At 65.8% G+C, this 26,344-nt stretch carries 14 protein-coding genes; 13 read left to right on the forward strand and 1 reads right to left on the reverse strand.

The window, feature by feature from the left end; genetic code table 11:
- The first annotated feature begins 30 nt into the window (after positions 1 to 30).
- Together NYE40_RS08515 and NYE40_RS08520 are read left to right on the forward strand one after the other, a co-directional pair.
- On the forward strand, positions 31 to 6,711 hold the full coding sequence (locus NYE40_RS08515) for an RICIN domain-containing protein (protein ID WP_339279787.1): 6,681 nt from the start codon (positions 31 to 33) through the stop codon (positions 6,709 to 6,711).
- A 135-nt stretch (positions 6,712 to 6,846) separates the two neighbouring features.
- Entirely contained in the window at positions 6,847 to 7,092 is a 246-nt protein-coding gene (locus tag NYE40_RS08520; protein WP_101808873.1) for a DUF2164 domain-containing protein, read from the forward strand.
- 124 nt (positions 7,093 to 7,216) lie between these two features.
- On the opposite strand, the gene NYE40_RS08525 is transcribed toward NYE40_RS08520, so the two are convergent.
- Positions 7,217 to 7,933 (reverse strand): glycosyltransferase, encoded by a 717-nt coding sequence (locus NYE40_RS08525; RefSeq protein WP_101808874.1) that lies wholly within the window; start codon positions 7,931 to 7,933, stop codon positions 7,217 to 7,219.
- Between the two features lie 210 nt (positions 7,934 to 8,143).
- Between NYE40_RS08525 and NYE40_RS08530 the strand changes: the two genes are divergently transcribed.
- The 11 genes from NYE40_RS08530 (at position 8,144) to NYE40_RS08580 (ending at position 26,343) form a co-directional block, all read left to right on the forward strand.
- On the forward strand, positions 8,144 to 8,974 hold the full coding sequence (locus NYE40_RS08530) for an amidohydrolase family protein (RefSeq protein WP_101808875.1): 831 nt from the start codon (positions 8,144 to 8,146) through the stop codon (positions 8,972 to 8,974).
- Between the two features lie 179 nt (positions 8,975 to 9,153).
- On the forward strand, positions 9,154 to 11,133 hold the full coding sequence (locus NYE40_RS08535) for a beta-L-arabinofuranosidase domain-containing protein (RefSeq protein WP_339279788.1): 1,980 nt from the start codon (positions 9,154 to 9,156) through the stop codon (positions 11,131 to 11,133).
- Between the two features lie 231 nt (positions 11,134 to 11,364).
- Positions 11,365 to 12,948 (forward strand): response regulator transcription factor, encoded by a 1,584-nt coding sequence (locus NYE40_RS08540; protein ID WP_101808877.1) that lies wholly within the window; start codon positions 11,365 to 11,367, stop codon positions 12,946 to 12,948.
- Entirely contained in the window at positions 12,945 to 14,720 is a 1,776-nt protein-coding gene (locus tag NYE40_RS08545) for a histidine kinase (protein WP_101808878.1), read from the forward strand. The genes NYE40_RS08540 and NYE40_RS08545 overlap by 4 nt, the downstream gene beginning before the upstream one ends.
- A 191-nt stretch (positions 14,721 to 14,911) precedes the next feature.
- Entirely contained in the window at positions 14,912 to 16,201 is a 1,290-nt protein-coding gene (locus tag NYE40_RS08550) for an extracellular solute-binding protein (RefSeq protein WP_339279789.1), read from the forward strand.
- 82 nt (positions 16,202 to 16,283) lie between these two features.
- Positions 16,284 to 17,174, forward strand: a complete 891-nt coding sequence (locus tag NYE40_RS08555) for a sugar ABC transporter permease (protein WP_153783234.1) — start codon at positions 16,284 to 16,286, stop codon at positions 17,172 to 17,174.
- On the forward strand, positions 17,171 to 17,995 hold the full coding sequence (locus NYE40_RS08560; RefSeq protein WP_101808881.1) for a carbohydrate ABC transporter permease: 825 nt from the start codon (positions 17,171 to 17,173) through the stop codon (positions 17,993 to 17,995). The genes NYE40_RS08555 and NYE40_RS08560 overlap by 4 nt, the downstream gene beginning before the upstream one ends.
- A 22-nt stretch (positions 17,996 to 18,017) precedes the next feature.
- Complete coding sequence (locus NYE40_RS08565) at positions 18,018 to 21,065, forward strand: glycoside hydrolase family 2 TIM barrel-domain containing protein (RefSeq protein ID WP_339279790.1); 3,048 nt, start codon at positions 18,018 to 18,020, stop codon at positions 21,063 to 21,065.
- A 753-nt stretch (positions 21,066 to 21,818) separates the two neighbouring features.
- On the forward strand, positions 21,819 to 22,793 hold the full coding sequence (locus tag NYE40_RS08570) for a YhcN/YlaJ family sporulation lipoprotein (RefSeq protein ID WP_339279791.1): 975 nt from the start codon (positions 21,819 to 21,821) through the stop codon (positions 22,791 to 22,793).
- A 158-nt stretch (positions 22,794 to 22,951) separates the two neighbouring features.
- The gene (locus tag NYE40_RS08575) at positions 22,952 to 24,553 is read left to right on the forward strand and encodes a response regulator transcription factor (protein WP_339279792.1); all 1,602 of its coding nucleotides are present in this window, start codon (positions 22,952 to 22,954) and stop codon (positions 24,551 to 24,553) included.
- Positions 24,550 to 26,343, forward strand: a complete 1,794-nt coding sequence (locus NYE40_RS08580; protein ID WP_339279793.1) for a sensor histidine kinase — start codon at positions 24,550 to 24,552, stop codon at positions 26,341 to 26,343. Before NYE40_RS08575 ends, NYE40_RS08580 begins: the two co-directional genes overlap by 4 nt.
- The last annotated feature ends 1 nt before the right edge of the window (position 26,344 follow it).

A 26,344-nucleotide genomic window follows, 5' to 3' on the forward strand; every position in this document is an offset into this window, starting at 1 on the left:
GAATCTGTGGACAATCAAGGGGGTCAATCGATGAATCGAACGAGGTGGAAGCCGGTCGCGATGTCGCTGCTGGCGCTGCTGCTCTGGATCGGCAGCCTGCCGGCGCTGGCGGGAGCCGCGATGGCGGCGGACAGCGCGCAGCCGGAGCTGCCGCAGGGCAAGGTGCGCATCAAGAACCTGTGGAAAAGCAACTATCTGTACGAGGGCTCGGACGGCAAGGTGCGCTACGGCAAGACGAATCCGTCCGACGAGTCCTCGCACTGGACGGTCGAATGGCAGGAAGGCGGCGCTCTGCTGCGCAACGTCCGCACCGGCCACGTCGTCACGGCGGCGGGAGCGGGCGAGCTCGGCGCCGCGCTGCAGGCGAAGGAGACCGGCGCGCCGGGAGCGGAGGAGCGCTGGCGCATCGTGCCGACCGCGACGCGAGACTACTACAACCTCGTCAGCGCGGCGGACCCGGCGGGCAAGCGCGCGATCCACGAGGAGCGGCAGCTCGGCTGGGCGGAGCTCGGCTCGGACGTGAACCTCGGCTTCGACAGCCCGAAGTGGACGTTCGTGCCGCTGGACGCGCCGCAGCCGGTGCAGCTGGAGTCCCGCAGCCATCCGGGACAGGTCATGGTGGAATATGCGGCGAAGGACGGGGAGCCGACCGTCGGCTTCGCGGCGCGGCCGGCGACGGACCGGGCCTCCCAGTGGATGCTGGAGCCGGATGCGGCCAGCGGCGCGGTCGCGATCCGCAACGTCGGCTCCGGGCGCTATATCGTGCAGCGCGATCCGGACTGGGCGGCCGTGCGGACGGGCGAGCGGGACGGCGCGTCGCCCGGCCTGACGCTCTGGAAGCAGGAGGCCGCGGACGACGGCTGGTTCACGCTGGAGAACGTCCAGGCGTCCGGCAGCCTGCTGAACGCGCAGTTTCCGGACGATACGGACGTGCGCTCGAACGGCTGGCCGGGCGGCAAGGGCAATCCGACTGCGCATTGGCGGGCGGTCCCGCTCAGCGAGATCGAGCCGGTGCGTCTCGCGGCCTACACGGACGCGCAGCGGCCGACGGACTTCCTCTATGAGCAGGGCGGCGAGCTGAAGCATGGAGCCGTATCGGAGGCGCTCGGCAACGAAGCCGCCTCGCTGTGGCTCGTCGAGGACTACGACGGCGCGAAGCGGCTGCGGAGCGCGGCCAGCGGGCGCTACATCGTTCGCGGCGGCGCGTCCGGCGTGTCGCTCGCGGCGCAGGCGGCTCCTGGAGACGGCTCGACATGGGCGTTCACGGAGTCCGACGAGTACGACGACTACGTGACGATCGGCAGCGCCTCGGGCGAGGCGGCCTATGTGGCCGGCGGGGCGGACGGCATGGCGGCGATCAGCGGCGACGCCGCCTCGCTCGGCTCGCAGTGGCAGCTGGCCGATCCGAATACGCTGCCGGCGGGCGACGGACCGGTCTACCTCCGCATCCAGAACGCCTGGGGGCCGGACAACCGCTTTTACCTGTACGAATCGGAGGACGGCCTGCTCAAGTACGGCAACGCGCGCACGGACGGCCGGGATCAGTGGGTCGTCCACAAGTTCGAGGGGCGCAAGCTGATCGAGAACCGGGCGACCGGCCATCATGTCCGTCTCGGCGCCGAATACGGCGGCCGGATCGGGCTGGCGGCGCTGACGCCGGGCGAGGAGCGCTCCGGCGGCTACGTCTGGACGATCCGCAATGCCGGCGAAGGCGACATGCTCGTGAGCAGCGTGCGGGACAAGCATCCCGGCGAGCGGCCGCTGAAGTACATGTCCATCCAGAACTTGACGAAATACGCCGAGTACGGCGTCATCAACCCCGGCTGGTCGAGCCCGCGCTGGCGCTTCGTGCCGGTCGTGCCGGACAAGCAGCGGCTGTTCCGGTTCCGCATCGCCGGCACGGACGATCAGTATCTGCTCGATGTCCAGGCCGGAGCGGATGCTGCCGTCGGCACGGCGACGTACGGGCCGGCGGACGCTGCGGACCCGGCCTCGATCTGGTATCTGGAGGACGCCGGCGCCGCAGGCGTCGTGCGGCTCAAAAATCAGGGCAGCGGCCGTTATGCGGCGCTGGAGAACATCGCGGGCCATGAGGCCGACGACGAGCCGGCGGAATCGCCGCAGACGCTCGCTTCCGTCGGCTCCGACTGGGCCAGCGTCAAATGGGCGGTCGGCACCGTCGCGGATACCGTCTACTCCACGATCCAGAGCCGCTGGGCCGGGCATTATCTGCTCGCCGGACAGGCGGCGGACGGCTCGCCGGCGATCCGGCTGAGCAAGGCGGCCGGCGCCGGCGAGCGGGACGCGGCGCGCTTCATCGCCGAGCCGGCGGCCAGCGGGCCGAAGCAGCCGCCGCAGGAGCCGGTGCGCATCCGCTCGGCGTCCGGCCAAGGCTGGCTGTACGAGAATCCGTCCGGCATCGTGCTGTACGGCAGTCCGAGCGAGCGGGACGGCTCGTCGCATTGGACGCTCGAGCGTCGGGAGAGCGGCGGCTGGAGCATCCGCAACCGGGCGAGCGGCCATCTGCTCCGCTTGAACGCCGACTATCCGTTCCTGGAAAGCCTCGCCGCAGGGGAGGCGGCTCCGGAAGCGGCCGCCTGGGCGGCCGAGCAGACGGCCGACGGCGGCGCTTGGCTGCTGCGCAGCCTGTACGGCGAGTTCAGCGACGAATTCGTGCATGTCGGCAGCGGGGCCGGGTATGCGGAGCATGGACTGGCGCTCGATTCGGCGTCGACGGCGCGCTGGCAGCTCGAGCCGGCGCCGGCGGAGATGGAGCCGCCGGCGGCCGCGGAGCCGCGCAGCGCGGAGACGTCGACGCCGCTGCTGGCTTCGGCGCAAGCGGTCACGATCGCCCCGGCCGGAGCGCCGGACAGGCGGCTCGCCGATCGCGGCGGCCGGCCCGAGCTGACGGCAGCGGGCGAGGAGGATGCCGCGGCGCGCTGGCGGCTCGTGGACACGAACGGCCGCCAGCTGCTGCGCAACGAGGCGACGGGCGCTTACCTGGCGATGACGGCGGCGGGCGTGCCGGAGCTGCTGCCGGCCGGCGGCCTGCGCACGGCGGCAGGCGGGATCGCCGCCGAGGCGCAGTGGAGCGTGGAGGAGCGGCTCGGCTACCGCACGCTGCGGGCGGTCCAGGCGGCCGGTTATTTGGCGGCTGCGGATGGCGCCTCGCCTGTCCTTTCGGATGAGGCGGGAGCAGCCGCTGCCCGCTGGAGGCTGGAGCCGGTGCGGGCGGATGTCGTCTACCCGGCGGACAAGGCGTTCTTAGCCGGAGGCATGCGGCAGTTCGCCGTCACGGCTCCCGAGGCAGGGGCCTATGCGATCCGCCTCGCATGGGACGGCGCGGCGCCGGAGGCGGCCGGGCTGAAGCTGGCGGTCAACGGCCTGCCGGCCGCCGGCATCGCCTCCGCCTCTGGCTGGACGGCCGAGCTGCGCCGCGGCGTCAACGTCATTTCCGTGGCGGATGCGGGAACGCTCCGCTCGCTGACGGTAGAGGGCGGCATCGCTCCGGACGATCGCGGCGCGACGCCGGCCTACGTTTCCTATGAAGCGGAGCATATGGAGGCGAAGGGCGAGCGGATCGGCCCGTCGCGCCTGCATCGCACGCTCGCCTCGGAGGCTTCCGGCCGGGAGGCCGTCCTGCTCCGCGAGCAGGGCGACCAGGTCGAGTTCGCGAGCGCCGAGGCGGCGGACGCGCTCGTGCTGCGCTATTCCATCCCCGATACGCTCGACGGCTCGGAGCGCCAGCATACGCTTTCGCTTTATGTGGACAGGCAGTTCCGCCAGAGGCTGACGCTGACGAACCGCAATTCGTGGGTGTACGGCAGCTATCCGTGGTCGAACGATCCTGCCCAGGGCAGCGGCCACCGCTTCTACGACGAGGTGCGCGCCGTCATCGGCGACGTGCCGGCCGGCGCGCTGATCACGCTGCGAAAGGACGCCGGGGACGACGCGGCGACGTACGCGCTCGACCGGGTCGATCTGGAGCGGGCGGACGCGGCTTACGCCAAGCCGGACGGCTTCGTATCCGTGACGGACTACGGCGCGGTTGCCGGCGACGGGCAGGACGACACTGCCGCCTTGACGGCCGCGCTGGAGGCGGCCGCAGGCGGCGCGGCGGCCGGCGTCTGGTTCCCGGCGGGAAGCTTTGACTTTACGGACAAGCTGCTGGATCTCGGGGACGCGGTCATCCGCGGCGCGGGCGTCTGGCATACGGAGCTGAACGGGGCGCGCTTCTACGGCCACGGCGGCAAGGTCGGCGTCTACGACCTGTTCATCGACGGGGGCGTGGCGGAGCGCGACGACGAGGCGTTCGACAATGCGTTCCACGGCGCGTTCGGTCCCGGCTCGGTCATCCAGAACGTCTGGGTCGAGCATGCCAAGGCGGGGCTCTGGCTGACGCAGCCGATCGGCGAGAAGGCCCGCACGAAGGGGCTCTACATGGCCGGGCTGCGGCTGCGCAACCTGCTGGCGGACGGCATCAACTTCGCGGTCGGCACCTCGGACAGCTTGATGGAGCAGAGCGAGATCCGCTATCCGGGCGACGACGGCATCGCGATGTGGTCGTTCACCGATCCGAAGCTGGCCGATCAGAACGGAGCGGAGCGCACGCCGAGCGTGAACAATACGGCGCGCTTCAACACGGTGTCGCTGCCGTGGCTGGCGGACAACATCGCCGTGTTCGGCGGCCACGGCAACCGCATCCAGGACAATCTGCTTCAGGATACGGTCGTGAACGGAGCGGGCATCGCCGTATCGACGCGCTTCGCCGCGGAGCCGTTCGGCGGCGAGACGGTCGTCGAGCGCAACACGCTCGTGCGCGCCGGCAGCTTCGACAGCGGCTACGGCATTCCGCTCGGGGCGATCTGGCTGTTCGCCGGCGAGTCCGACCTCGCCGGCGGCGCGGGCAGCGTCGTCGTGCGGGACAACGTGGCGCGGGACAGCGCGTATGCGGGCATCACGGTCCATGGCTCGCATGAGCTGGGCTCCGTGCTGCTGCAGGACAACGTGCTCGACGGCTTGGGCACGAACGGGCTGGAGGCGGCCAAGACGAAGACGGACAACGAGCAGGGCTATCCGACCGGCAGCCTGGTGATCGACAACCTGATCGTGCGCGGCGAGCGGATGAGCGATGCCGCGGCCGGTCCGGCAGGCCGGCTGTCGCTGGAGGAATGGAACGAAGGCTTGGCCTCGCGGCCGAAGCCGTTCTCGGTCAAGCTGGCGGACGGACAGGGAGCGCGGTTCGTCCTGAAGGCCGGCGCATCGGCGGCAGTGGCCGTGCGGGATGCGGCCGGAGCGGATCGGACGGCCGAGGCGTCCGTCGCCTTCTGGCCGGCCGCGGCCGCATCGTATGCGGACGGCCGCCTGACCGCGCTGGCCGCCGGCCAGGCGACGGTGACGGTCCGTCTCGGCAACGATGAGCGGAAGTATACGCTGACGGTGCAGGAGGCGGATGCGGCAGCGACGCCGACTCCTGCGCCGAGCGCGACGCCGGGCACGGGAGCCGGGCCGTCCGCGACGCCGACCCCGAGCGCGACGCCGACGCCGGCAGCGGCGAATGCGGCGGAAATGGCGCTGCTGGCCGCCATCGCGGAAGGCAAGGCGCAGGCGCGACTGCCGCTCGGAGCGGACGGCAGCCTGCGGCTGAGCCTGGACGCGCTCGCCCGCGCGGCCGCGGCCAAGCCGCAGCCGGAGCTGCTCGTGCAGGACGGAGGCGCCGAGCTGCGCCTGCAGCCGGCGGCGCTGCTGCGCGCGCTGCGGACGACGGCAGCGACGGGCGCGACGCCGGAGCTGGAGCTGGAGCTGCGGCTCGGCGACGCGGATGAAGCCGCGGCGGCAGCGCTGCGCCGCGCGGCGCTCGCGGCCGGGTTCCGTCCGGCCGGCACGGCGGCGGAGCTGAGCCTCGCCGCCGTCTGGGCGGGCGGCTCGCAGCCGCTGGCGTTCCGCCCGGCCGAGCGGCCGCGGCTGAGCCTCGGCGCCGCAGCCGGCGCGACCGCCCTGCTGAGGCTGGCCGCGCCGGACGGCTCGGCAGCCGCGCTGCCGGCGAGCTTCGCAGACGGCAAGGCGTCGGCGGCTCCGGCAGGCGGAGGCGCGTTTGTCGCCGCCGTGCGCACGGCGCCGGCGTTCGCCGACACGGCCGGCCACTGGGCGGCGGCCGACATCGGCCGCCTGGCCGGGCTCGGCCTGGCGCAAGGCGCCGGCGGCCGCTATGAGCCGGCGCGCGCCATCACGCGCGCGGAGCTGACCGCGCTGCTCGTCCGCGCGCTGCAGCTGCCGCCCGGCGACAGCGCGAACGCGCCGCGCGACGCAGCGGCCGGCGCCTGGCATGCCGCGGCGGTGCGCGCGGCGCTGGCCGCAGGCCTCGCGCAGGGCGACGCGGACGGACGCTTCCGTCCGAACGCGCCGGTCCGCCGCCAGGAGCTCGCCGCGCTCGCGACGCGGGCGGCAGAGCTGCTGCGCTCCTCGGCCGATGCGGCCGGAGCGTCCGCCGGAGCGCCGGGGGCGCCAGGCTCGACGGCGGCGAGCGCCGCCGCGCCGGCTTATGCCGACGCGGACGCGATCGCGCGCTGGGCGGCGGAGCCGGTCGCCGAGGCGTCCCGCCTCGGCCTGATGGCCGGCCTCGGCGGCCGCTTCGAGCCGGCCCGCGCCGTCACCCGCGCGGAGGCGGCTGCGGTGCTGGTCCGCCTGCTGCGGCTGGCGGAGCTGATCTAGCTCTCGGCGGTGGCCGCCTTTCGGCGTCAGAGCGAGCATTCGGGACCAAGCGGAGCGTCGTCCGCTTGGTCCCGTTTTGCTTGGCGCGGCAAAGCTTTATAATGGAGCCTGTCGAAGGAAAAAGGAGGAACCGACATGATGCCGATCAAGCTGCCGCTGGAGCAGAAAAAGGAGCTGGCGGAGCAGCTGCGAGACTTCGCGGACCGGGAGCTCGACCTCCCGCTCGGAACCATCGGCGCGGAAGCGCTGCTCGACCATATGATCGCCGCGCTGGCTCCGCATCTGTACAACAAAGGGGTCGAGGACGCGCTGAAGCTGCTGGGGCAGCGGATGCTGCAGGTCGAGGACGACCTGCACGCGCTCAAGCGCACGATCCGCTGAGCGGCCGGGTTGTCCGTCCCGGCGAAGCCCGGCTCGCGGGCGCAAGCCGAAAAGGGACCCGCAGCTGGCGGGTCCCTTTTCAGCTTGAATCTGCGTCCTGCGGCAATCTCCCGAATGCCGCAGGTCAGCCCGGCATGCGGGCGAGCTTCGTGCGGAGCATCGGCGCGTAGTAGGCTTTGAGCGACTCGAACTCAGGCATGATGCGCGACAAATGCTGGACGGTGCCCATGCCGGCATGGCGGCGGTACAGCGTGAGCGGCTCGTTCAAGTAATGCATGCCGACGTCGTTCAGCGCGATCCGCGCCCACAGGTCGTAGTCATGCGCGTAAGGCAGGCCGGGATTGAACCATCCGACATTCTGGATGAGGTCCCGCAGCATCATGACCGTGCAGCCGTTGACCGGACAGAAGTCGAGCATGGAGGCGATGAACGCTTTTTCCGTCGGGAATTTCACCATGCTCCACATCTGCGTGATCTGTCCGGTCTCGTTGATCGTGTGGAAGTCCGTGAAGCTGAACTGGGCGTTCTTCTCCAGCATGTAGGACACCTGGTTCAGCACTTTGTCGCGGGTGAACAGGTCGTCGGAGCTGAGCCAGGCGACGTATCGTCCGCTCGCGCATTGCATCCCGTAGTTGAGCGCGCTGGCTGTCCCGCCGTTCGCCTTGCTCAAGTAGACGATGCGATGGCGGTACGGATCGAGCAGATGCTGGTTCGTGGTCGAGCCGTCGTCGACGACGATGAGCTCGATCGAGGGATAGGACTGGTCGAGCACGCTCTGGATCGCTTGCGGAATGTACGGGCAGTTGTAAAACGGTATGACGACCGTGACCAACGGCAGCATAGCGGGCATCACCTCTTTGGATAAGCTGTCACCTCTATCCTATGAGCCTCGCGGCGCAAGCGATAGGGACAGATGACGAGCGCGAGCCGCCCAAGTTGCGGCCGCCGCCGCATATCAAAATCGGGAATAAACTTGCGGGCCGCTGTTATTCCGCTTTCATTGAATCCGGTTACAATCAGAAGAGACAAGTTGAAGAAGGAGTGGACTCTTATGCGCATCGATGCTCATCAGCATTATTGGACGATGTCCCGCACGGATTACGGCTGGATCACGCCTGACTTGCCGGTGCTGTACCGGGATTATTTGCCGGAGGATCTGGAGCCCTGCCTGCAGCGGCACGGATTGGACGGGACGATCGTCGTGCAGGCGGCTCCGACGGCGGAGGAAACGGAGTACCTGCTCTCCCTCGCCGACCGCTCGGAGTCCATCCTGGGCGTCGTCGGGTGGCTGGACCTGTTCGATCCCTCGCATCGGGCACGGTACGAGGCTTATCGCAGCCATCCGAAATTCGTCGGCTTCCGGATCATGATCCAGGAGATGCCGGACGCGGCGCGCGTGCTCGAGCCTTCGTTCGTGCAAGCGCTGCGGGAGCTCGCGCGGGAGGACGTGCCCGTCGACCTGCTCGTAAAATCGACTCAGCTGGACGCCCTCAATGCGCTCCTCGACGCCGTCCCCGGCCTTCGGGGGGTTGTCGACCATATCGGCAAGCCGCGCATCGCGGAGCAGGCGTTCGAGCCATGGGCCGCGCAGCTTGCGCGTGCGGCGGAGCATCCCGCGATTTATTGCAAGCTGTCCGGCATGGTGACGGAGGCCGATCATCAGGCGTGGACCCCGGAGCATTTCCGCGGCTATGTCGAGCATGTGCTGAGCGTATTCGGTCCCGAACGGGTCCTGTTCGGATCGGATTGGCCGGTATGCCTGCTCGCGGCGAGCTACGATCAGGTCGTGGACGTTCTGGAAAGCTCTCTCCCGGCGCATTGGGGAGCGGAGGAGAGGGCGCGGCTGTTCGGAGGCAACGCAAGGGAATTCTACAAGCTGTGAGCGCCCGCCGCCTTCTGGCCGGGCCCGCCGCTCCGGCCGTTCCGCTCCACAGGCGACCGTATGTTCGGGGTCGGATATTGTCATTTTTGTGTTCGGTTGCACCTAGTTCCAATTGTTGTCCAAGGCTAGAATAGGGTGGAAAAGCAATGAATCCTATCAATCGCCTGGAGGGATATGGCATGAAGCAAGCAGCGGCCGCCGGAACGAAAGAGCGCGTGCGCATCAAGGACGGATTTTGGGATGCCTATGCGGCGCTAGTCCGGGACACCGTCATTCCGTATCAATGGGAAGCGCTTAACGACCGCATCGCCGATGCCGAGCCGAGCTATGCGATCCGGAATTTCCGCATCGCGGCCGGCCAGGAGCAAGGGGAGTTCGGCGGCATGGTGTTCCAGGACAGCGACCTCGCCAAATGGCTGGAGGCGGTAGGCTACGCGCTCGGCACGCATCCGGACCCCGAGCTGGAGCGGATCGCGGACGAGGCGATCGAGCTGGTCGCGGCGGCCCAGCAGGAGGACGGCTACCTGAACACGTATTTCACGATCAAGGAGTCGGGCAAGCGATGGACGAACCTGTACGAGGCGCATGAGCTCTATTGCGCCGGCCATATGATCGAAGCGGCCGTCGCTTATTACGAGAGCACCGGCAAGCGCCGGCTGCTCGACGTCGTCTCCCGCTTCGCCGACCATATCGACTCGGTGTTCGGCCGGGAGGAGGGCCAGCTGCGCGGCTACGACGGGCATCAGGAGATCGAGCTGGCGCTCGTCAAGCTGTACGGCGCGACGGGCGAGCGGCGCTACCTCGACCTCGCCAAGTTCTTCATCGACGAGCGCGGAGCGGAGCCGAACTTCCTCGTGGAGGAATGCGGGCGCAGGGATGGCGTCAGCCACTGGACGGGCAGGCAGCAGCCGATTCCGAGCGTGCGCCAGATGGCCTACAACCAGGCGCACAAGCCGGTCCGCGAGCAGGACGTCGCGGTCGGCCATGCCGTGCGCGCGGTGTACATGTACACGGCGATGGCCGATCTGGCCGGGCTGACCGGAGACGCCGAGCTGCTCGAATCCTGCCGCCGCCTGTGGGCCAACATGACCGGCAAGCAGATGTACATCACCGGCGGCATCGGCTCGACGCATCATGGCGAAGCCTTTTCGTTCGACTACGATCTGCCGAACGACACCGTCTACGCCGAGACATGCGCGTCGATCGGGCTCATCTTCTTTGCCCGCCGCATGCTGCAGCTGGAGCCGAAGAGCGAGTACGCCGACGTGCTGGAGCGCGCGCTGTACAACAACGTGATCGGCAGCATGTCCCAGGACGGCAAGCATTATTTCTACGTCAATCCGCTGGAGGTATGGCCCAAGGCGTCCGAGGGCAGCCCCGACCGCAGGCATGTGAAGGCCGTCCGCCAAAAATGGTTCGGCTGCTCCTGCTGCCCGCCCAATGTCGCCCGCCTGCTCTGCTCGCTGCATGATTATGTGTACACGGCGTCCGCCGAGGACGACGTTGTCTACGCGCATCTGTTCATCGGCAGCGAGGCGCGGTTCGAGCTGAAAAGCGGCACGGCCGCGTTCGTCCAGACGTCGCTCCTGCCCTGGCAGGGCGGCACGAGGTTCGAGTGGACCGAAGCGCCGGAGACGGCGGTCTCGCTGGCGCTGCGCGTCCCGTCCTGGTGCGGCGGGCAGGCGCTGCTGAAAATCAACGGCGCCGAATCGGCGTATCGGACCGTCGACGGCTATGCGGTCTTGACCCGCGTCTGGGCGGCCGGAGATGTGGTGGAATGGGAGCCGAGGCTGGAGGCGCGGCTGATCGCCGCCAATCCGGAGATCCGCGCCGACGCGGGCAAGGCGGCGATCGAGCGCGGGCCGCTCGTCTATTGCCTGGAGGAGGTCGACAACGGCGCTCCGATCGCGTCCCTCTCGATCGATCCCGACACCGAGCTGATCCCGACCTTCGACGCCGCGCTGCCGGGCGGCGCGGTCTCCCTCGAGGCGGCCGGCCGCCGCGCGGACCTGGCGGGATGGGATCCGGACCAGCCGTATCGTCCGCTCGGCCAGTCGCCGGAGCCGGTGGCGGCCGAGCTGAGGGCGGTCCCGTACTTCCTGTGGGGCAACCGGGAGCCGGGCGAGATGGCCGTCTGGATCCGGCTCAGCCGGGTGTGAGGCGGATTGCCGCCGGCCGGAACCGAAAATCAGGGTAACCAGAGGGCGCAGCCGCATCGGCTGCGCCCTCTTTGCGTTCCGGCGGCCAGAGCAGGGGCGTTTTTGCAAGCCCGCCTCGGCATCGTCCGCTTCCTTCGAAGGCCTCGGCCCAGCCTCGTTTTACGTCAGCATGCTTGTCCGTTAGAATAGACGAATAAAAAAACGCAAGCATCGTAGAAAGGGGGCGTCGGCTTGAGCGAACTGACCTGCAACGTATTGATCGTGGATGACGAGCTGCTGGCCCGCCAGGGCATCAAGCATCTGCTCGACTGGGAGAGCGAGGGCTTCCGCATCGTCGGCGAGGCCGCCAACGGCAAGGAGGCGCTGGAGCTGATCGAACGGCTCTCCCCGCATATCCTGATCACCGATATCGTCATGCCCGTCATGGACGGAGAGGAGCTCGCGCGGGAAGTGCGCATCCGCCATCCGGAAATCCGCATGATCGTGCTCAGCAGCTTCAGCGAGTTCGACTACGTGCGCTCCACGTTCCAGAGCGGCGTCGAGGATTATATCCTCAAGCCGAAGCTCGATGCCGGCAAGCTGCTCGCGACGCTGAAAAAAATGGCCGCCGGCATCCCCGAGCTGAGCGGCATCCGGCTCGGCGGAGCCAAGCAGCAGTCGCTGCGCGCCTTGCTCGACAAGGCGGCCGCCGGCTTTCCGCTCGGCGACAGCATGGACGGAGCGAGGCTGCTGCAGGAGCAGCTGCCCCATCGCTCCTATGCGGTGTTCGGCGCCAGGCTCGATGGCGACAGTCCCGCCGCCGGCACGGCCGCGTGGAAGGAGCGGCTCGAAGCCCATCTCGCCGAGCTGCCCGCAGCGGGCCGGTTCGCGCCTGCGGCGGAGCTGGCGGAGGGGCGGGACCTCGTGCGGGCGCTGATCAATTTCGACGCGGCGGACCTGCCCCTGCTGGAGGCTTGGCTGGAGCGGCTCGAAGCGTCGGCGGCCGAAGGAAGCTGGCCCGTCCTCGGCGCGCTCGGCCCGGCGTTCGGCTCGCTCGGCGGGCTGCACGCGGCGATCGAGCAGCTGCCGGCGCTGATGGAGCGCCGCTTCTTCCGGCCGGAGCGGCGCTTCTTCGCGCCGCCGGCGCAAGCTGCCGCCGCGAGCGGCGGCTCGGCCTTCGACGCCGCCGCCTTCGAGGCGGAGCTCGGCGGCCAGCAGTTCGAGGCGGCGTTCGCCCGGCTGCGGCAGTTCGCCTCGTCGATGGAAGGCTGCGAGGGCATGCGCGTCCAGGAGCTCAAGTCGTTCCTCGGCCATCATCTGTTCCATGTGATCGTGGCGCTGCTCCGCCATCAGTATCCGGCCGCGTCTCTCGACGAGCGCAAGTACGAGTATTTCCGCGAGATCCATGAAGCCCGATCCGTGCAGGAAGCGGAGCGGACGCTGCTGCGCTTCCTGGACGAGGCCGAGGGCTGCGTCGCCGCGCGCCAGCGTCCCGGAGGCAGCCAGGCGATGCAGAAGCTGCTCGCCTACATCCACGAGCATTATGCCGAGCCGCTCCATCTGGCGGACGTCGCCCAGCATTTCCATTTCAACCCGTCGTATCTGTCCAACTACTTCGCCAGCCGCAACAAGGAGGGCTTCAGCGAGTACGTCAACCGCGTGCGCATCGAGCAGGCATGCCGGCTGCTGGCGGACACCGACGACGCGATCGCGGACATCGCCACCCGCGTCGGCTACGCCGATAACAGCTACTTCACCAAGGTGTTCCGAAAATACATGGACCAGTCTCCGAGCCAGTACCGCCGATCGGCGCAGGAAGGGAAGGACCTCCGATGAAGGAAGCGGGCGGCCGCCTGTCGCGGCTCGGCCTTTTCGGCAAGATGTTCATCATCATGGTCATCAGCACGATCGCCGTCGGAGGCATGACCTCCTGGGTGACGGTGCATGTGTCGCAGCAGCTGTTCCTCGACACGTTCAGCCTGACCAACGCCAAGGTCGTCAGCCAGATCAAGCGCAATTTCGAGTCGTTCCATTATTCGATCCTGACCGCTTCGAACGAGGCGATGCAAAACAGCACGATCCGCAGCTTCCTGACGGAGGAGGAAGGGAATTCGCTGAGCGAGAACAAGGCCTACTACGCCATGGTAGCGCAGATGACGCGGATCGCCGCCGGCCTCGACCAGAACGAGGTCGGCACGATCATCCTCGGCGACGGCGAGCGGAGCTACTTCAGCGACCGCTCCTACTGGACGAAGTCGGCCGCCGCGCTGAAGCGCCAGGAGCTGGCGGCCGAGCAGCCGCAAAACGCCAGCCGGTTGACGTACCGGCTGCTGCTGGAGCAGGACGGGACGGCGGGCGAGCCGATCCTGACCGCCTCCCGCAAGCTCATCTCGCGGACGACCGGACTGCCGTACGGGACGATGCTTTTCATGCTGCCGGAGCGCGACTTCAGCCGCTTCTACAGCACGTTCACCAGCACCGGCAACGACGTGCTCGTGCTCGACCGCGACGGCATGATCGTGTCGAGCAACCTGACCGGCCGCATCGGCAGCCGCGACGCGGCCCTGCTCGCCGGAGCGGAGAGGATCCGCGCGGAGGGGCTGGACTCGATCTCGATCGGGAGCGGAGAGGGCAGCCAGCTGATGGTGTCGCAGCATCTGCCCGAATACGATTTCTACATCGTCAACCTCGTCGACAAAAAGCTCGTCCGCGACATGCTGCCGGTGACGCAGATCGTGCTCATCGGAGCGGCCATCGTGTCGGCGGCGCTGCTCATCCTGCTGCTCATCTCGCGCCGGCTCACCCGCTCGCTGCGGCTGCTCGTGCGGCAGATGTCGAGCGTGACCAAGCGCAACTTCCACAACTACATGCCCGTCAGCGGCAGCTACGAGACGCGCCAGCTCGGGACGGCGTTCAACTACATGCTCGACGAGCTGAACGCCTACATCATGCAGCTCGTGCAGACCCAGCGCGAGCAGCGCAATGCCGAGCTGGCCGCCCTGCAGCGGCAGATCAATCCGCATTTCCTGTACAACACGCTCGCCTCCGTCAACTTCCTCGTCCAGCGCGAGGACAAGCAGAAGGCGACCGAGACGATCCATGCGCTCATCTCGCTGCTGCAGAACTCCATCGGCAACGTGGAGGAGACGATCCCGGTGGAGCAGGAGGTGCAGAACCTGAAGGATTACGCCTTCATCAACGGAATCCGCTACGGCAGCGGCATCGCGGTCGACTACTTCATCTCGCCGGACTGCCTCCAGGCCGAGGTGCCGAAGCTGATCCTGCAGCCGTTCATGGAGAACGCGTTTTTCCATGCGTTCAAGGAAAGGGAGAGCGGCTACATCTACGTCATCGTCGCCCGCGAAGGCGAATCGCTGCTGTGCGAGATCGTCGACAACGGCGACGGCATGGACCTGCAGGACGGCCAGGACAGCCTGCCCGACTCGCAGAGCAACCGCCAGCTGTTCAGCGGCATCGGCATCCGCAACGTCCATGCCCGCATCCTGCTGCTCTACGGCAAGGACTACGGCGTGACGATCCGCAGCAAGCCGGGCGAGGGCACGAGGGTGCAGGTCCGGCTGCCGTTCGCGGAAAAATCCGAAGGCTGACCGGCCGCGAAAGCTAAACATAATCCAAAAAGCTTTAAAAAAGACAACGCCTCCTCCCCCTTCCCCGAAAGATTGGCATTGAAAGGACCAAACGGGGCAAAGATATTCCTACCGGAGGAACGCCCGCGTTTGATACCATTTTTGGTGAAGGCAAGCGCTTTCCGAAAGCATGCGAAGGGGGACCTTTTACGATGAAGAAACAGATGGCATTCGCTGCGCTCGCCGGCGTCATGGCGCTCACGGCTTGCTCCAGCGGCAACAACGACGGTCAGGAGGGCCAAAGCTCGGGCGGCGGCAAAGTCACGGTATGGGCATGGGATCCGAACTTCAACATCGCGGCGATGAAGCTGGCGAAGGAAGCCTATGCGGCCGAAAATCCGGACGTGAACGTCGACATCATCGAGTACGCCCAGGCCGACATCATCCAGAAGCTGAATACGGGCCTCAACTCCGGCACGACGAGCGGCCTGCCGAACGTCGTGCTGATCGAGGACTACCGGGCGCAAAGCTTCCTGCAGGCTTATCCCGACTCGTTCTACAAGATGTCCGACCTGATCAAGCCGGGTGATTTCGCCGACTACAAGCTCTCCTCGACGAGCCTGGACGGCGTGCAGTACGGCGTGCCGTTCGACCCCGGGGTGACCGGGCTCTATGTCCGCAAGGATCTGATGGAGCAAGCCGGCTATTCGGTCGATGACCTGCAGAACATCGATTGGGACCAGTTCATCGAGATCGGCAAGGCCGTGAAGGAAAAGACCGGCAAGGCGATGCTGACGCAGGATCCGAACGACCTCGGGCTCATCCGCATGATGATCCAGTCGGCGGGAGCCTGGTACACGGCTGAGGACGGCACGACGCCGGACCTGAAGGACAACGCGGCGCTGAAGGACGCGTTCGCGACCTACAAGAAGCTGATGGAGTCCGACACCGTCAAGATGATTTCCGACTGGAGCCAGTTCCTGGCCGGATTCAACACCGGCGACGTGGCGACCGTGCCGACCGGCAACTGGATCACGCCGTCGGTCAAGGCCGAGGCTTCCCAGTCCGGACAATGGGCCGTCGTTCCGATGCCGAAGCTGAAAAATACCGCTTCCTCGGTCAACGCCTCCAATCTGGGCGGCAGCTCCTGGTACGTGCTCAACGTCGACGGCAAGGAGCAGGCGGCCGAGTTCCTCGCCAAGACGCTCGGCTCCGACGCGGAGCTGTATCAGAAGCTCGTGACGGATATCGGCGTCATCGGCACGCTGAAGGCGGCTACCGAAGGCGACGCCTACAACCAGGAAGATGCGTATTTCGGCGGCCAGAAGATCGTCAGCGACTTCGCGGCCTGGACGCAGAAGATTCCGCAAGTCAACTACGGCATGCATACGTATGCGATCGAGGACATCCTCGTAAGCGCGATGCAGAGCTATCTGGGCGGCGCGGACCTCGACAAGGTGCTGAGCGACGCGCAGTCCCAGGCGGAGTCCCAGCTGGGCTAACCGAATCCGTCCGTCAGCAGGCCGTCCGCGAGGACGGCTTGCTTCGTCACGGTCCATTTTTCCCGAGAAAGGAGCCCTAAGGATGAAACAAACGGCCATCGTCCGCAATCGTCTTCAGCCCCGCTGGACGGGATGGATGTTCATCTCCGTCGCGGTGCTGATGATCCTCCTCTTTTATTTCTACCCGATGCTCCAGGCGCTGCTGCTGTCGTTCAAGTCCGGCACCGGGGCCAGGATCGACTGGACCGGGCTCGACAACTACAAGCGGCTGACGAGCGATCCGGTGTTTTGGACGGCGCTTAAAAATACATTTCTATACCTGATCGTGCAGGTTCCGGTCATGATCCTGCTGGCGATGTTCATCTCCGTGCTGCTGAACGACAGCAAGCTGCGCTTCAAGGGCTTTTTCCGCACGGCGATCTTCCTGCCCGCGATCACCTCGCTCGTCGCCTACTCGGTCGTGTTCAAGTACCTGTTCGGCGCGGAAGGGCTCGTCAACCAGGCGCTGCTGAAGCTGCATCTGATCGACGCGCCGCTGCAGTGGATCACCGATCCCGTGCTGGCCAAAATTACGATCATCATCGCCATCACCTGGCGCTGGACCGGCTACAACATGATCTTCTACCTGTCCGCGCTGCAGAACATCGACGCCTCCATCTACGAGGCGGCGCGCATCGACGGCGCTTCTCCGGTGCGGCAGTTCTTCTCCATCACGACGCCGATGCTGAAGCCGATCATCCTGTTCACCTCGATCACGTCGACGATCGGCACGCTGCAGCTGTTCGACGAGATCATGAACATCACCAAGGGCGGACCGGGCAACGCCACGATGACGATCTCCCAGTACATCTACAACCTGAGCTTTAAGTACACCCCGGACTTCGGCTATGCGGCTACCGTCTCCTACACGATCGTCATTCTGATCGTGCTGCTGTCCATCCTCCAGTTCAAAGCGGCAGGTGATAAACGATGAAATCGCTCAAACGAACGCCGATTTATTTGTTCCTGACTCTCGCGGCCGGCGTCTCGATCTTCCCGTTCCTCTGGATCCTCTCCAGCGCGACGAACAAGTCGATCGACGTCTCCAGCGGCCGGCTGCTGCCCGGCTCGAACCTGCTGAACAACTTCCGCAACCTGACGGAGCAGGTCGAGCTCGGGCAGGCGTTGTGGAATTCCGCCAAGATTTCCGTCACGACGACGCTGCTGGCGCTGCTCATCGCCTCGCTCGCCGGATACGGCTTCGAGATCTACCGCAGCAAGGCGAAGGACATCGTCTTCAACATCCTGCTGGTCTCGATGATGATCCCGTTCGCCGCGATCATGGTGCCGCTGTTCCAGATGTTCGCGGGCATCTCCGGCTTCGCGCCCGCCATCGGCATCAATACGATCGCCTCGGTCATTTTGCCGACGTTCACGACCGCCTTTCTGATCTTTTATTTCCGCCAGAGCTCCAAGATGTTCCCGAAGGACATGCTCGAGGCGGGGCGGATGGACGGACTGAGCGAATGGGGCTTGTTTTTTCGGATCTATGTGCCTACGATGAAAACAAGCTACGCCGCAGGCGCCATCATCACGTTCATGTCGAGCTGGAACAACTATTTGTGGCCGCTCGTCGTGCTGCAGACGCCTGACAAGCGCACGATTCCGCTGCTGATCTCGAATCTGGGCTCCAGCTATTCGCCGGATTACGGCATCATCATGACGGCGATCGTCGTTTCCACCTTGCCGACCGCGCTGGTGTTTTTCTTGATGCAAAAGCATTTCGTCGCCGGAATGGTCGGTTCCGTCAAGTAAACCGAAGAGGAGAATCCGCTACATGTCTGATCGTCAAGCATCGCTGGATTGGCTGGCCGATCCGGCCGTATTCAAGGTGAATCGGCTGGATGCCCATTCGGACCACCGCTATTACGCCACGGTGGAGGAGGCGGAGGCAGGGGCGCCGATGAAGATGCGCCATAGCCTGAATGGAAGCTGGAGCTTCCATTACGCGGCCAATCCGGCTTCTCGTCCGGCGGATTTCCACGCCGAGGGCTTCAGCACGGCCGGCTGGGGAGACATCCAGGTGCCGGGCCATATCCAGCTTCAAGGCTGGGGTCAGCCGCAATACGTAAACACGATGTATCCGTGGGACGGCCTGGAGGCGATCCGCCCTCCGCAGCTGCCGGAGCACAATCCCGTCGGGAGCTATGTCAAGGAGTTCGAGCTGCCGGCCGATTGGGACGGCCGCCCGACGTTCATTTCCTTCCAGGGAGTCGAGTCGGCCTTCTACGTCTGGCTGAACGGCGAGTTCGTCGGTTATGCCGAGGACAGCTTCACGCCGTCGGAATTCGACCTGACGCCGCATATCCGCGGCGGAGCGAACCGCCTCGCGGTAGCGGTATACCAGCGGAGCACGGGCAGCTGGCTGGAGGACCAGGATTTCTGGCGGTTCTCGGGCATCTTCCGCGACGTCTACCTTTATACGACGCCGGACATCCATGCGGTCGACCTCGAGGTGCGCGCCGATCTGGACGATACGTACCGCCTCGGCACGCTGCATGCCTCGATCCGGCTGGCCGACGCCGCCCCTGCCGGGAGTTACGCGCTGCTGCGGCTGCGTGACCCGCATGGAGCCGTCGTCGCCGAGAGCGGACAGGTCGCGCTGGACGCAGCAGGCCGCATCGCCGCCGTGCTTGAAGCGGGCGAGGTGCAGCCGTGGAGCGCCGAGCTGCCGCGGCTGTACTCGCTGCTCGTCACGATCCATCGTCCCGGCGGCGAGCTGGTCGAGGCGATCGTGCAGAAGGCCGGCTTCCGCCGCTTCGAGCTGAAGGACAAGCTGATGCTCGTGAACGGCAAGCGCATCGTCTTCAAGGGCGTCAACCGCCACGAGTTCAACAGCCGGAGCGGGCGGGCGATCGGCAAGGAAGACATGCTGCGCGACATCCGCATCCTCAAGCAGAACAACCTGAACGCCGTGCGCACGTCCCATTATCCGAACCAGACGCTCTGGTACGAGCTCTGCGACGAATACGGCATCTACGTCATCGACGAGATGAACCTGGAGTCGCACGGCTCCTGGCAGAAGATGGGCGCGGTCGAGCCGTCCTGGAACGTGCCGGGCGACCTGCCGGAGTGGCAGGACATCGTCCTCGACCGGGCGGCCAGCATGCTGGAGCGGGACAAGAACCACCCGTCCATCGTCATCTGGTCCTGCGGCAACGAGTCGTACGCGGGCGAAGTCATCCTGAACGTCTCGAACTATTTCCGCGAGCGCGATCCGAGCCGCCTCGTCCATTACGAGGGCGTGTTCCACAACCGCGCGTTCAACGATACGAGCGACATGGAGAGCCGCATGTACGCCAAGCCGGCCGACATCGAAGCCTATCTGAACGACGATCCGCAAAAGCCGTACATCAGCTGCGAGTACATGCACGCGATGGGCAACTCCGTCGGCGGCATGCACAAGTATACGGAGCTGGAGGACAAGTATCCGCTCTATCAGGGCGGCTTCATCTGGGACTACATGGACCAGGCGCTCATTCGCAAGGATCGTTACGGCAAAGAATATCTCGCCTACGGCGGCGACTTCGGCGACCGTCCGACGGACTACAGCTTCTGCGGCAACGGCATCGTGCATGCCGACGGCACCGTCTCGCCCAAGATGCAGGAGGTCAAGTTCCTTTACCAGAACTACCGCCTGACGCCGTCGCTCGATTCGATCTCGGTGCGCAGCGGCTCGCTGTTCGCCGGCACCGGGCATCTGGAGCTGGCTTGCCGGCTGCTGCGCGACGGAGCCTTGGTCCATGAAGCGATCGTTCCGCTCGAGGTTGGTCCGGGCGAAGAGGCCGAGGTGCCGAGCGGCCTGCCGCAAGGCATCGCCGAGGCGCCGGGCGAATACGTCATCGAAGCGTCGCTGCGGCTACGGGACGATCAGCTCTGGGCCGCAGCCGGCCATGAGGTGGCGTTCGGCCAGTCGGTGGTGCGCGTCGAGCGCGAGGCTGCCGAGCCGCTGCCGGCCGGGGAGATCGACGTCGTCGAAGGCGACGTGAACATCGGCGTTTTCGGAAGAGGCTGGCAGGCGCTGTTCTCCAAGCAGGCGCATAGCCTCGTCTCGCTCCGCTATGGAGGCCGCGAGGTGATCGAGTCGCCGCCGATGCCGCTGTTCTGGCGGGCGACGACGGACAACGACAAGGGCACGGCGCTGGCCTACACGCACGGAGCGTGGCTGGCCGCGAGCGTCGCCCGCCGCTGCACGGGCTGGGAGCTGACGCAGGAGGCCGGTACGGTCACGGTCGCCTACCGCTATGAGTTCAGCACGGCCCCGGGCGCCTGGCTGACCGTCGCCTACACGGTCCGCGCCGACGGCAGCATCCGCGTGCGGACGGAGTACAAGGGAGCGCAAGGACTGGCGGATCTGCCGATTTTGGCGCTGACGTTCAAGACGTCGGCCGACTACGGCCAGACGAAGTGGTACGCGCTCGGTCCGGAGGAGAACTATTCCGACCGCTGCCATGGCGCGCGGCTCGGCACGTTCAGCCGAGCGGTGGCGGAGCTGCCGTCCCGCTACCTCGTGCCGCAGGAGTCGGGCAACCGCACCGGCGTGCGCCGGCTGGACGTTCTGGATGCCCAAGGGAATGGCTTTGCGGTCGCAGCCGTTTCCGAGCCGCTGGAATGCAATGTCTCCCCGCACAGCGCGATGGAGCTGGAGAACGCCGCCCATGTCTGGGAGCTGCCTGCGGTCCATTACACGAACGTGACGGTCGCGGCCAAGCAGCTTGGCGTCGGCGGCGACGACAGTTGGGGCGCGCCTGTCCATCCGGAGTTCCGCATTCCTTCCGACCGGGATTATGCCTTTGAATTCATCCTTGAACCGAGCCGGATGTAGCTTGGCCACTTGGACAGCCCTCCATTTATGGAGGGCTGTTTTTTGCGAGCTGTTGGGAGGAGGGCTGGAGCCGCTGTGAGGTGGCTGGAGCCGCTCCAGGGACGGACCCTCTTTCCGATTCCGCTGAAGCCCAGATTCCTCTGATCTCCCTTTCCGTTAGCGGAAGGAATCCGGCCTTCAAGGGAACCGCTCCGCTTCTCCAAGAAGGTCCATCCCTTTCGCTCCGCCATCCTCTACCTTCCCACCGTCTACCCTCCACCATCCTCTTTCGAGACCGCCGCTCACAGGTTCGCCCTTTCAAGCAGCTGTAACCTGATAAATTCGGGTTACAGCTCGAGAAACGGGCTGACGAGCATCCCTAACCCGATAAATTCGGGTTACAGCTCGAGAAACGAGCTTCCGAGCAGCCGCAACCCGATAAATTCGGGTTACAGCTTGAGAAACAAGCTTCAGAACAGCGGCAAACCGTTTTTTTCGGCCTACAGCTGCAGTTACTCGGTTTTTCCGAGCAGCTCGGTGTTATCCGCTCCATTTGGAGGGGAGTTACTCGGTTTATCCGCGCAATTCGGTCGTGGGTGCACCAGTTGGAGGAGAGTTACTCGGTTTTCCGAGCAACTCGGTCGTGGGTGCACCAGTTCGCTCGGGCTGGCCGCCTTCCCAGCGATTGTCCCGGATACGGCCGCCTCCGCGGGGCGACACTACTACAGCCGTCTCCGCGAGCGGAGCGGACGCCCATGACATGGAGGTTTTCGAATGAAGCATCCCTGGAAAGTGCTTGCAGCCGGCGTTGCGTTGAGCACGGCTCTGGCGGGCTGCGGAACGCATCATGGCGAGCTCGGCAACAAGAACATCCGGAACAACAACATCGGCAACTACCGCCTGCTCGACAAGCGCTTCGCCGACGACAACATGAACGAGATGAACCGCGTCGACGGGCGTCAGCTGAACGGCAACAACATCATCGGCAATCATCGCAACTATAATCTCAAATCGAATCGGCAGATCGCCGGCACGGTCAAGAAGCTTGAAGGCGTGCGCGACGCCTACGTGCTGACGACCAACGACAACGCCTATGTCGCAGTCGGCCTCAAAGGCGAGAGCATCGTCGGCAGCACCAATACCCGTTCGGGCACCGAGATGGGCTACGCCGCCTCCAATACGGGCCGAATGGGCTCGAACAGCGGCCGCATGTCTGCCAAAAGCGGCGATGGACTTAGCCTCGAGCGCGGGATGAAGCGGCTGGACGGCAGCATGGGACGCATGAACGAACGGCTGGGCCGGGGCATGGACGGGAAGTTCGACAACACGATCGACCAATACGGGCGTATGGGCGAGTCGCGCGGAAACAACGGCTACAGCTCGCTGTCGAACGGCTACAACGGCTACGGCGGCGCTTCGGCGACGAATCGCAGAGGCCATATGGAGAACGGCCTCGCCGACAACAACAATATCTATATGGCCCGCAGCCTCAACGAAGGCTTCAAGACGCAGGTCGCAGACGCCGTCCGCAAAAGCATGCCGGGCATCGACAAGGTGTTCGTCTCCGCCAACCCGGACTTCTTCAGCCGGATGCGGGAATACGACAACGATGCGAAGCAAGGCCACTCAATCCAGCCGTACCTGGCGGAGTTCAATGCCATGGTCGAGAGGGTGTTCCCGAACGTGGACGACGGCAGCGCCGGCACGCAAAAGAAGCTGAGCGGACTGGACGCGCATATTTTCAAGTAGAACCTTCCAGCCGACCTGTCCGCCGGCCGACCCCATCTTCCGAGCCGCCCCAAACGGGCGGCTTTTTTCGCGATATTGACAAAAATGATCGTCACGATCAGTATGGTTACATATTCGATCAAAAATTCAAGCGGCAGCAGCTGCAGGAGGCGTCGGCCATGTACAAGCTGATCCTGGTGGATGACGAGCCGATCGTCCGCGAAGGCCTGATGAACACGATCGACTGGGCGAGCCACGGCTTCGAGCTCGCGGGCGATTACGCCAACGGCCGGGATGCGCTGGAGGCGGTCGAGCTCCTCCGTCCCGACTTGGTGCTGACCGACATCAACATGCCGTTCATGGACGGACTCGAGCTGAGCGCGGCCATCTCGGCCAGCCATCCCAACGTCAAAATCATCATCCTCACCGGCTACGACCAATTCGATTACGCCCAGCAGGCGCTCCGCATGAAGGTGTACGACTTCATCCTCAAGCCGATCACCGCGAGCGAGACCAGGGAGCTGCTCGACCGGCTGCGCGGGGAGCTCGACGAGGAGCGGCGCCGCAAGGAGGATGTCGACCGCCTGCGCAGCCAGCTGAGCCAGAGCCTGCCGCTGCTGCGGGAGCGGTATTTGGACCGGCTCGCCGCCACCGGCGCCGGATCTCAGGACGCCGAGGAGCGGCTGGCTTATTTCGGCCTGCCGGCGCTGCAGCCGCCGCTGCTCGCGCTGCTGCTCGACTTCGACGGCGGGCCGGCCGCCGGCAGCGAGCCGGATCGGGAGCTGCTGCGCTTCGCCGGCTTCAACATCGCCGAGGAGATCGCCGCCCGCGAAGGGGCGATCTGCTTCCGCACCCGCGAGGAAAGAATCGCCGTGCTGCTGTCGGGCCAGCCGCCTGCGGATCTGTACGAGCAAGCCTCGCGCATCGCCTGGTCGATCCGCCGCGAGATCGAGCATTACCTTGGCTACGCGATGTCGGCGGCGTTCGGCCGGGCCGCGGACAGCCTCGCGAAGCTGCCGGAATCATATCGGAGCGCCATCGCCGCGCTCGATTACCGATTCCACTATGGCCGCGACCGTGTACTGAGCATCGTCGAGCTCGAAGGCGAGCGCGCGGCGCCGCCGGCAGCCGGCGAGGACTGGAGCGGCAAGCTCGGAGCGGCGCTGCGGACCGGGTCGGCGGGCGAGCTGCGCCAGCTTTTCGGCGATTTCACCGAACGGCTCAAGCAGTCCAGGGCTCCGCTCGTCTCCTGCCAGCTGGAAATCCAGCGGGCGCTCGTCACGATGCTGAGCGTGCTGCAGGAGATGGGCGTAGAGGAACTTGGCGACAGCCCCGGCATGCTGTTCGCCGAGGCGCAGCGCCTCTCTACGCTGGATGAGGTCGGCGGGTGGCTGACGGACCTCGCGACGCGAGGCGCCAAAGCGGCGGCGGACAGCCGCAGCCGGCTCGGGCGCAGCCAGATCGGGCAAGCGCTGCTTTACATCGAGCGCAACTTCGCCGACGAGCGCCTCAGCCTCTCGGATATTTGCCGCCAGGCGCTGATGAGCACGAGCTATTTCAGCCAGATGTTCAAGCAGGAAACCGGCGAGACGTTCGTGGAATACTTGACGCGAGTCCGGATGGCCAAAGCCAAGGAGCTGCTCGAGGCTACTCCGCTCAAGCTGTACGAGATCGCCGCGCAGGTCGGCTACTCCGATCCGAACTACTTCAGCCTCGCCTTCAAGAAGCATGCCGGACTGTCCCCGCGCGAATACCGCGAGCAGGCGAGGGGGCAGGCATGACGAGGCTGCAGCCGCCGGACTGGCTGAAGCGCGGGCTGCGGCCGCTGCGCACGATCCGCGGCACGATCTCGGCCGCCTTTTCCATCCTCATCCTAGGGGCGATCGGCATCACGAGCCTCAACAGCTACAAGCTGTCGGAGGAGGCGGTGCTGACCAACTCCCAGGCGTACATGGGCGAGGTCATCCAGCAGGTCGGCCAGAACATCCAGTCGTACATCGACAACATGGAGAACATCTCGCTGCTTATTTTCACTAACAAGGACGTCAAGTATTATTTGTCGGACAACCCCTTTCTCAGCCGCGAGGAGATCCGCGCCTACGAAAAAAACATCTCGGACCTGTTCCAGTCGCTGCTGTATACGCGCAAGGACATCGCCTCAATCATGGTGTTCGGCTACAACGGACGCAACGTGTCGGACCGCAGGCTGACGACGCTCAACCCCTATGTGCGGCTGCGCGAGCAGGACTGGTACGTCAAGGCGGCGCGCGCCGGCGGACGCTCGGTCATCTCGGCGCCGCATGTGCAGAATGTCGTGACCGGCGATTACGAATGGGTCGTCTCGCTCAGCCGCGAGCTGAAAAACAGCAACGGAATGACCGGCCAGGGCATCGCGCTCGTCGACCTCAAGCTCAACGTCATCAACGAGATCTGCCGGAGCGTCAAGCTTGGCGCGCGCGGCTACGTCTTCATCGTCGACAGCGCCGGCGACATCGTCTACCATCCGCAGCAGCAGCTGCTGTACAGCAAGCTGCGCGAGGAGCCGATCGAGCGCATCCTTTCCGCGGGACGGAGCAGCTTCCTCGTCGACGACGGCGCCGGCGAGAGGCTGTATTCCGTGCAGGACAGCAACTTCGGCTGGAAAATCGTCGGCGTCGCCTACCGCAGCGAGCTGATCGCCGATCCGGACGCCATGCGCAACTCCTTCCTGCTCTGGGCGGCGGCCGCTCTGGCGGGCACGCTGCTGATCAGCCTGCTGCTGAGCCATCGCATCACGCGTCCGATCCGCAGGCTGCAGGCGGCGATGCGCCAGGTCGAGCGAGGCAACTTCGAGGTGCGCGCCGAGGTGGAGCAGGTCAATGAGATCGGCCAGCTGGAGAGGACCTTCAACATGATGGTCGGGCAGACGCAGCGGCTCATGGACGAGCGCATCCAGACCGAGGAGACGAAGCGGCGGACAGAGCTGCGGCTGCTGCAGTCCCAGATCAATCCGCATTTCCTCTACAACACGCTCGATTCGATCATCTGGATGGCGGAGCAGCGCAAGAACGAGGAGGTCGTGCGGATGACCTCGGCGCTGGCCAAGCTGTTCCGCGCCAGCATCGCCAAGGACGATGAGCTCGTACCGATCCGCATCGAGCAGGAGCATATCGCCAGCTACCTGCAGATCCAGAAAATGCGCTACCGGGACATGCTGGATTACGAGATCGACATCCCGCGGGAGCTGCATCTGTACAAGACGCCCCGCATCCTGCTCCAGCCGTTCGTCGAGAACGCGATCTACCACGGCATCAAGAACATGCCGGAAGGAGGCGTCATCAAAATTGCCGGCGAGCTGGACGGGGATTCCATCCGATTCACCGTGAGGGACAACGGCAAGGGGATGGACGAGGAGACGGTGCGGGCGGTCCTGAGCGCGAGCGCGCGCGACAACGACGGCCGCGACCATATCGGAGTCAGCAACGTCAACGAGCGGATCGTGCTGACGTTCGGCGCCGGCTACGGCGTGTCGATCGAGAGCGAGCCGGGCGAAGGAACCTGCGTCGTCGTCACGATACCGAAGGTCCGCTGAA

Source organism: Paenibacillus sp. FSL W8-1187 (assembly GCF_037965485.1).
Classification (GTDB): Bacteria; Bacillota; Bacilli; order Paenibacillales; family Paenibacillaceae; genus Paenibacillus_O; species Paenibacillus_O pasadenensis.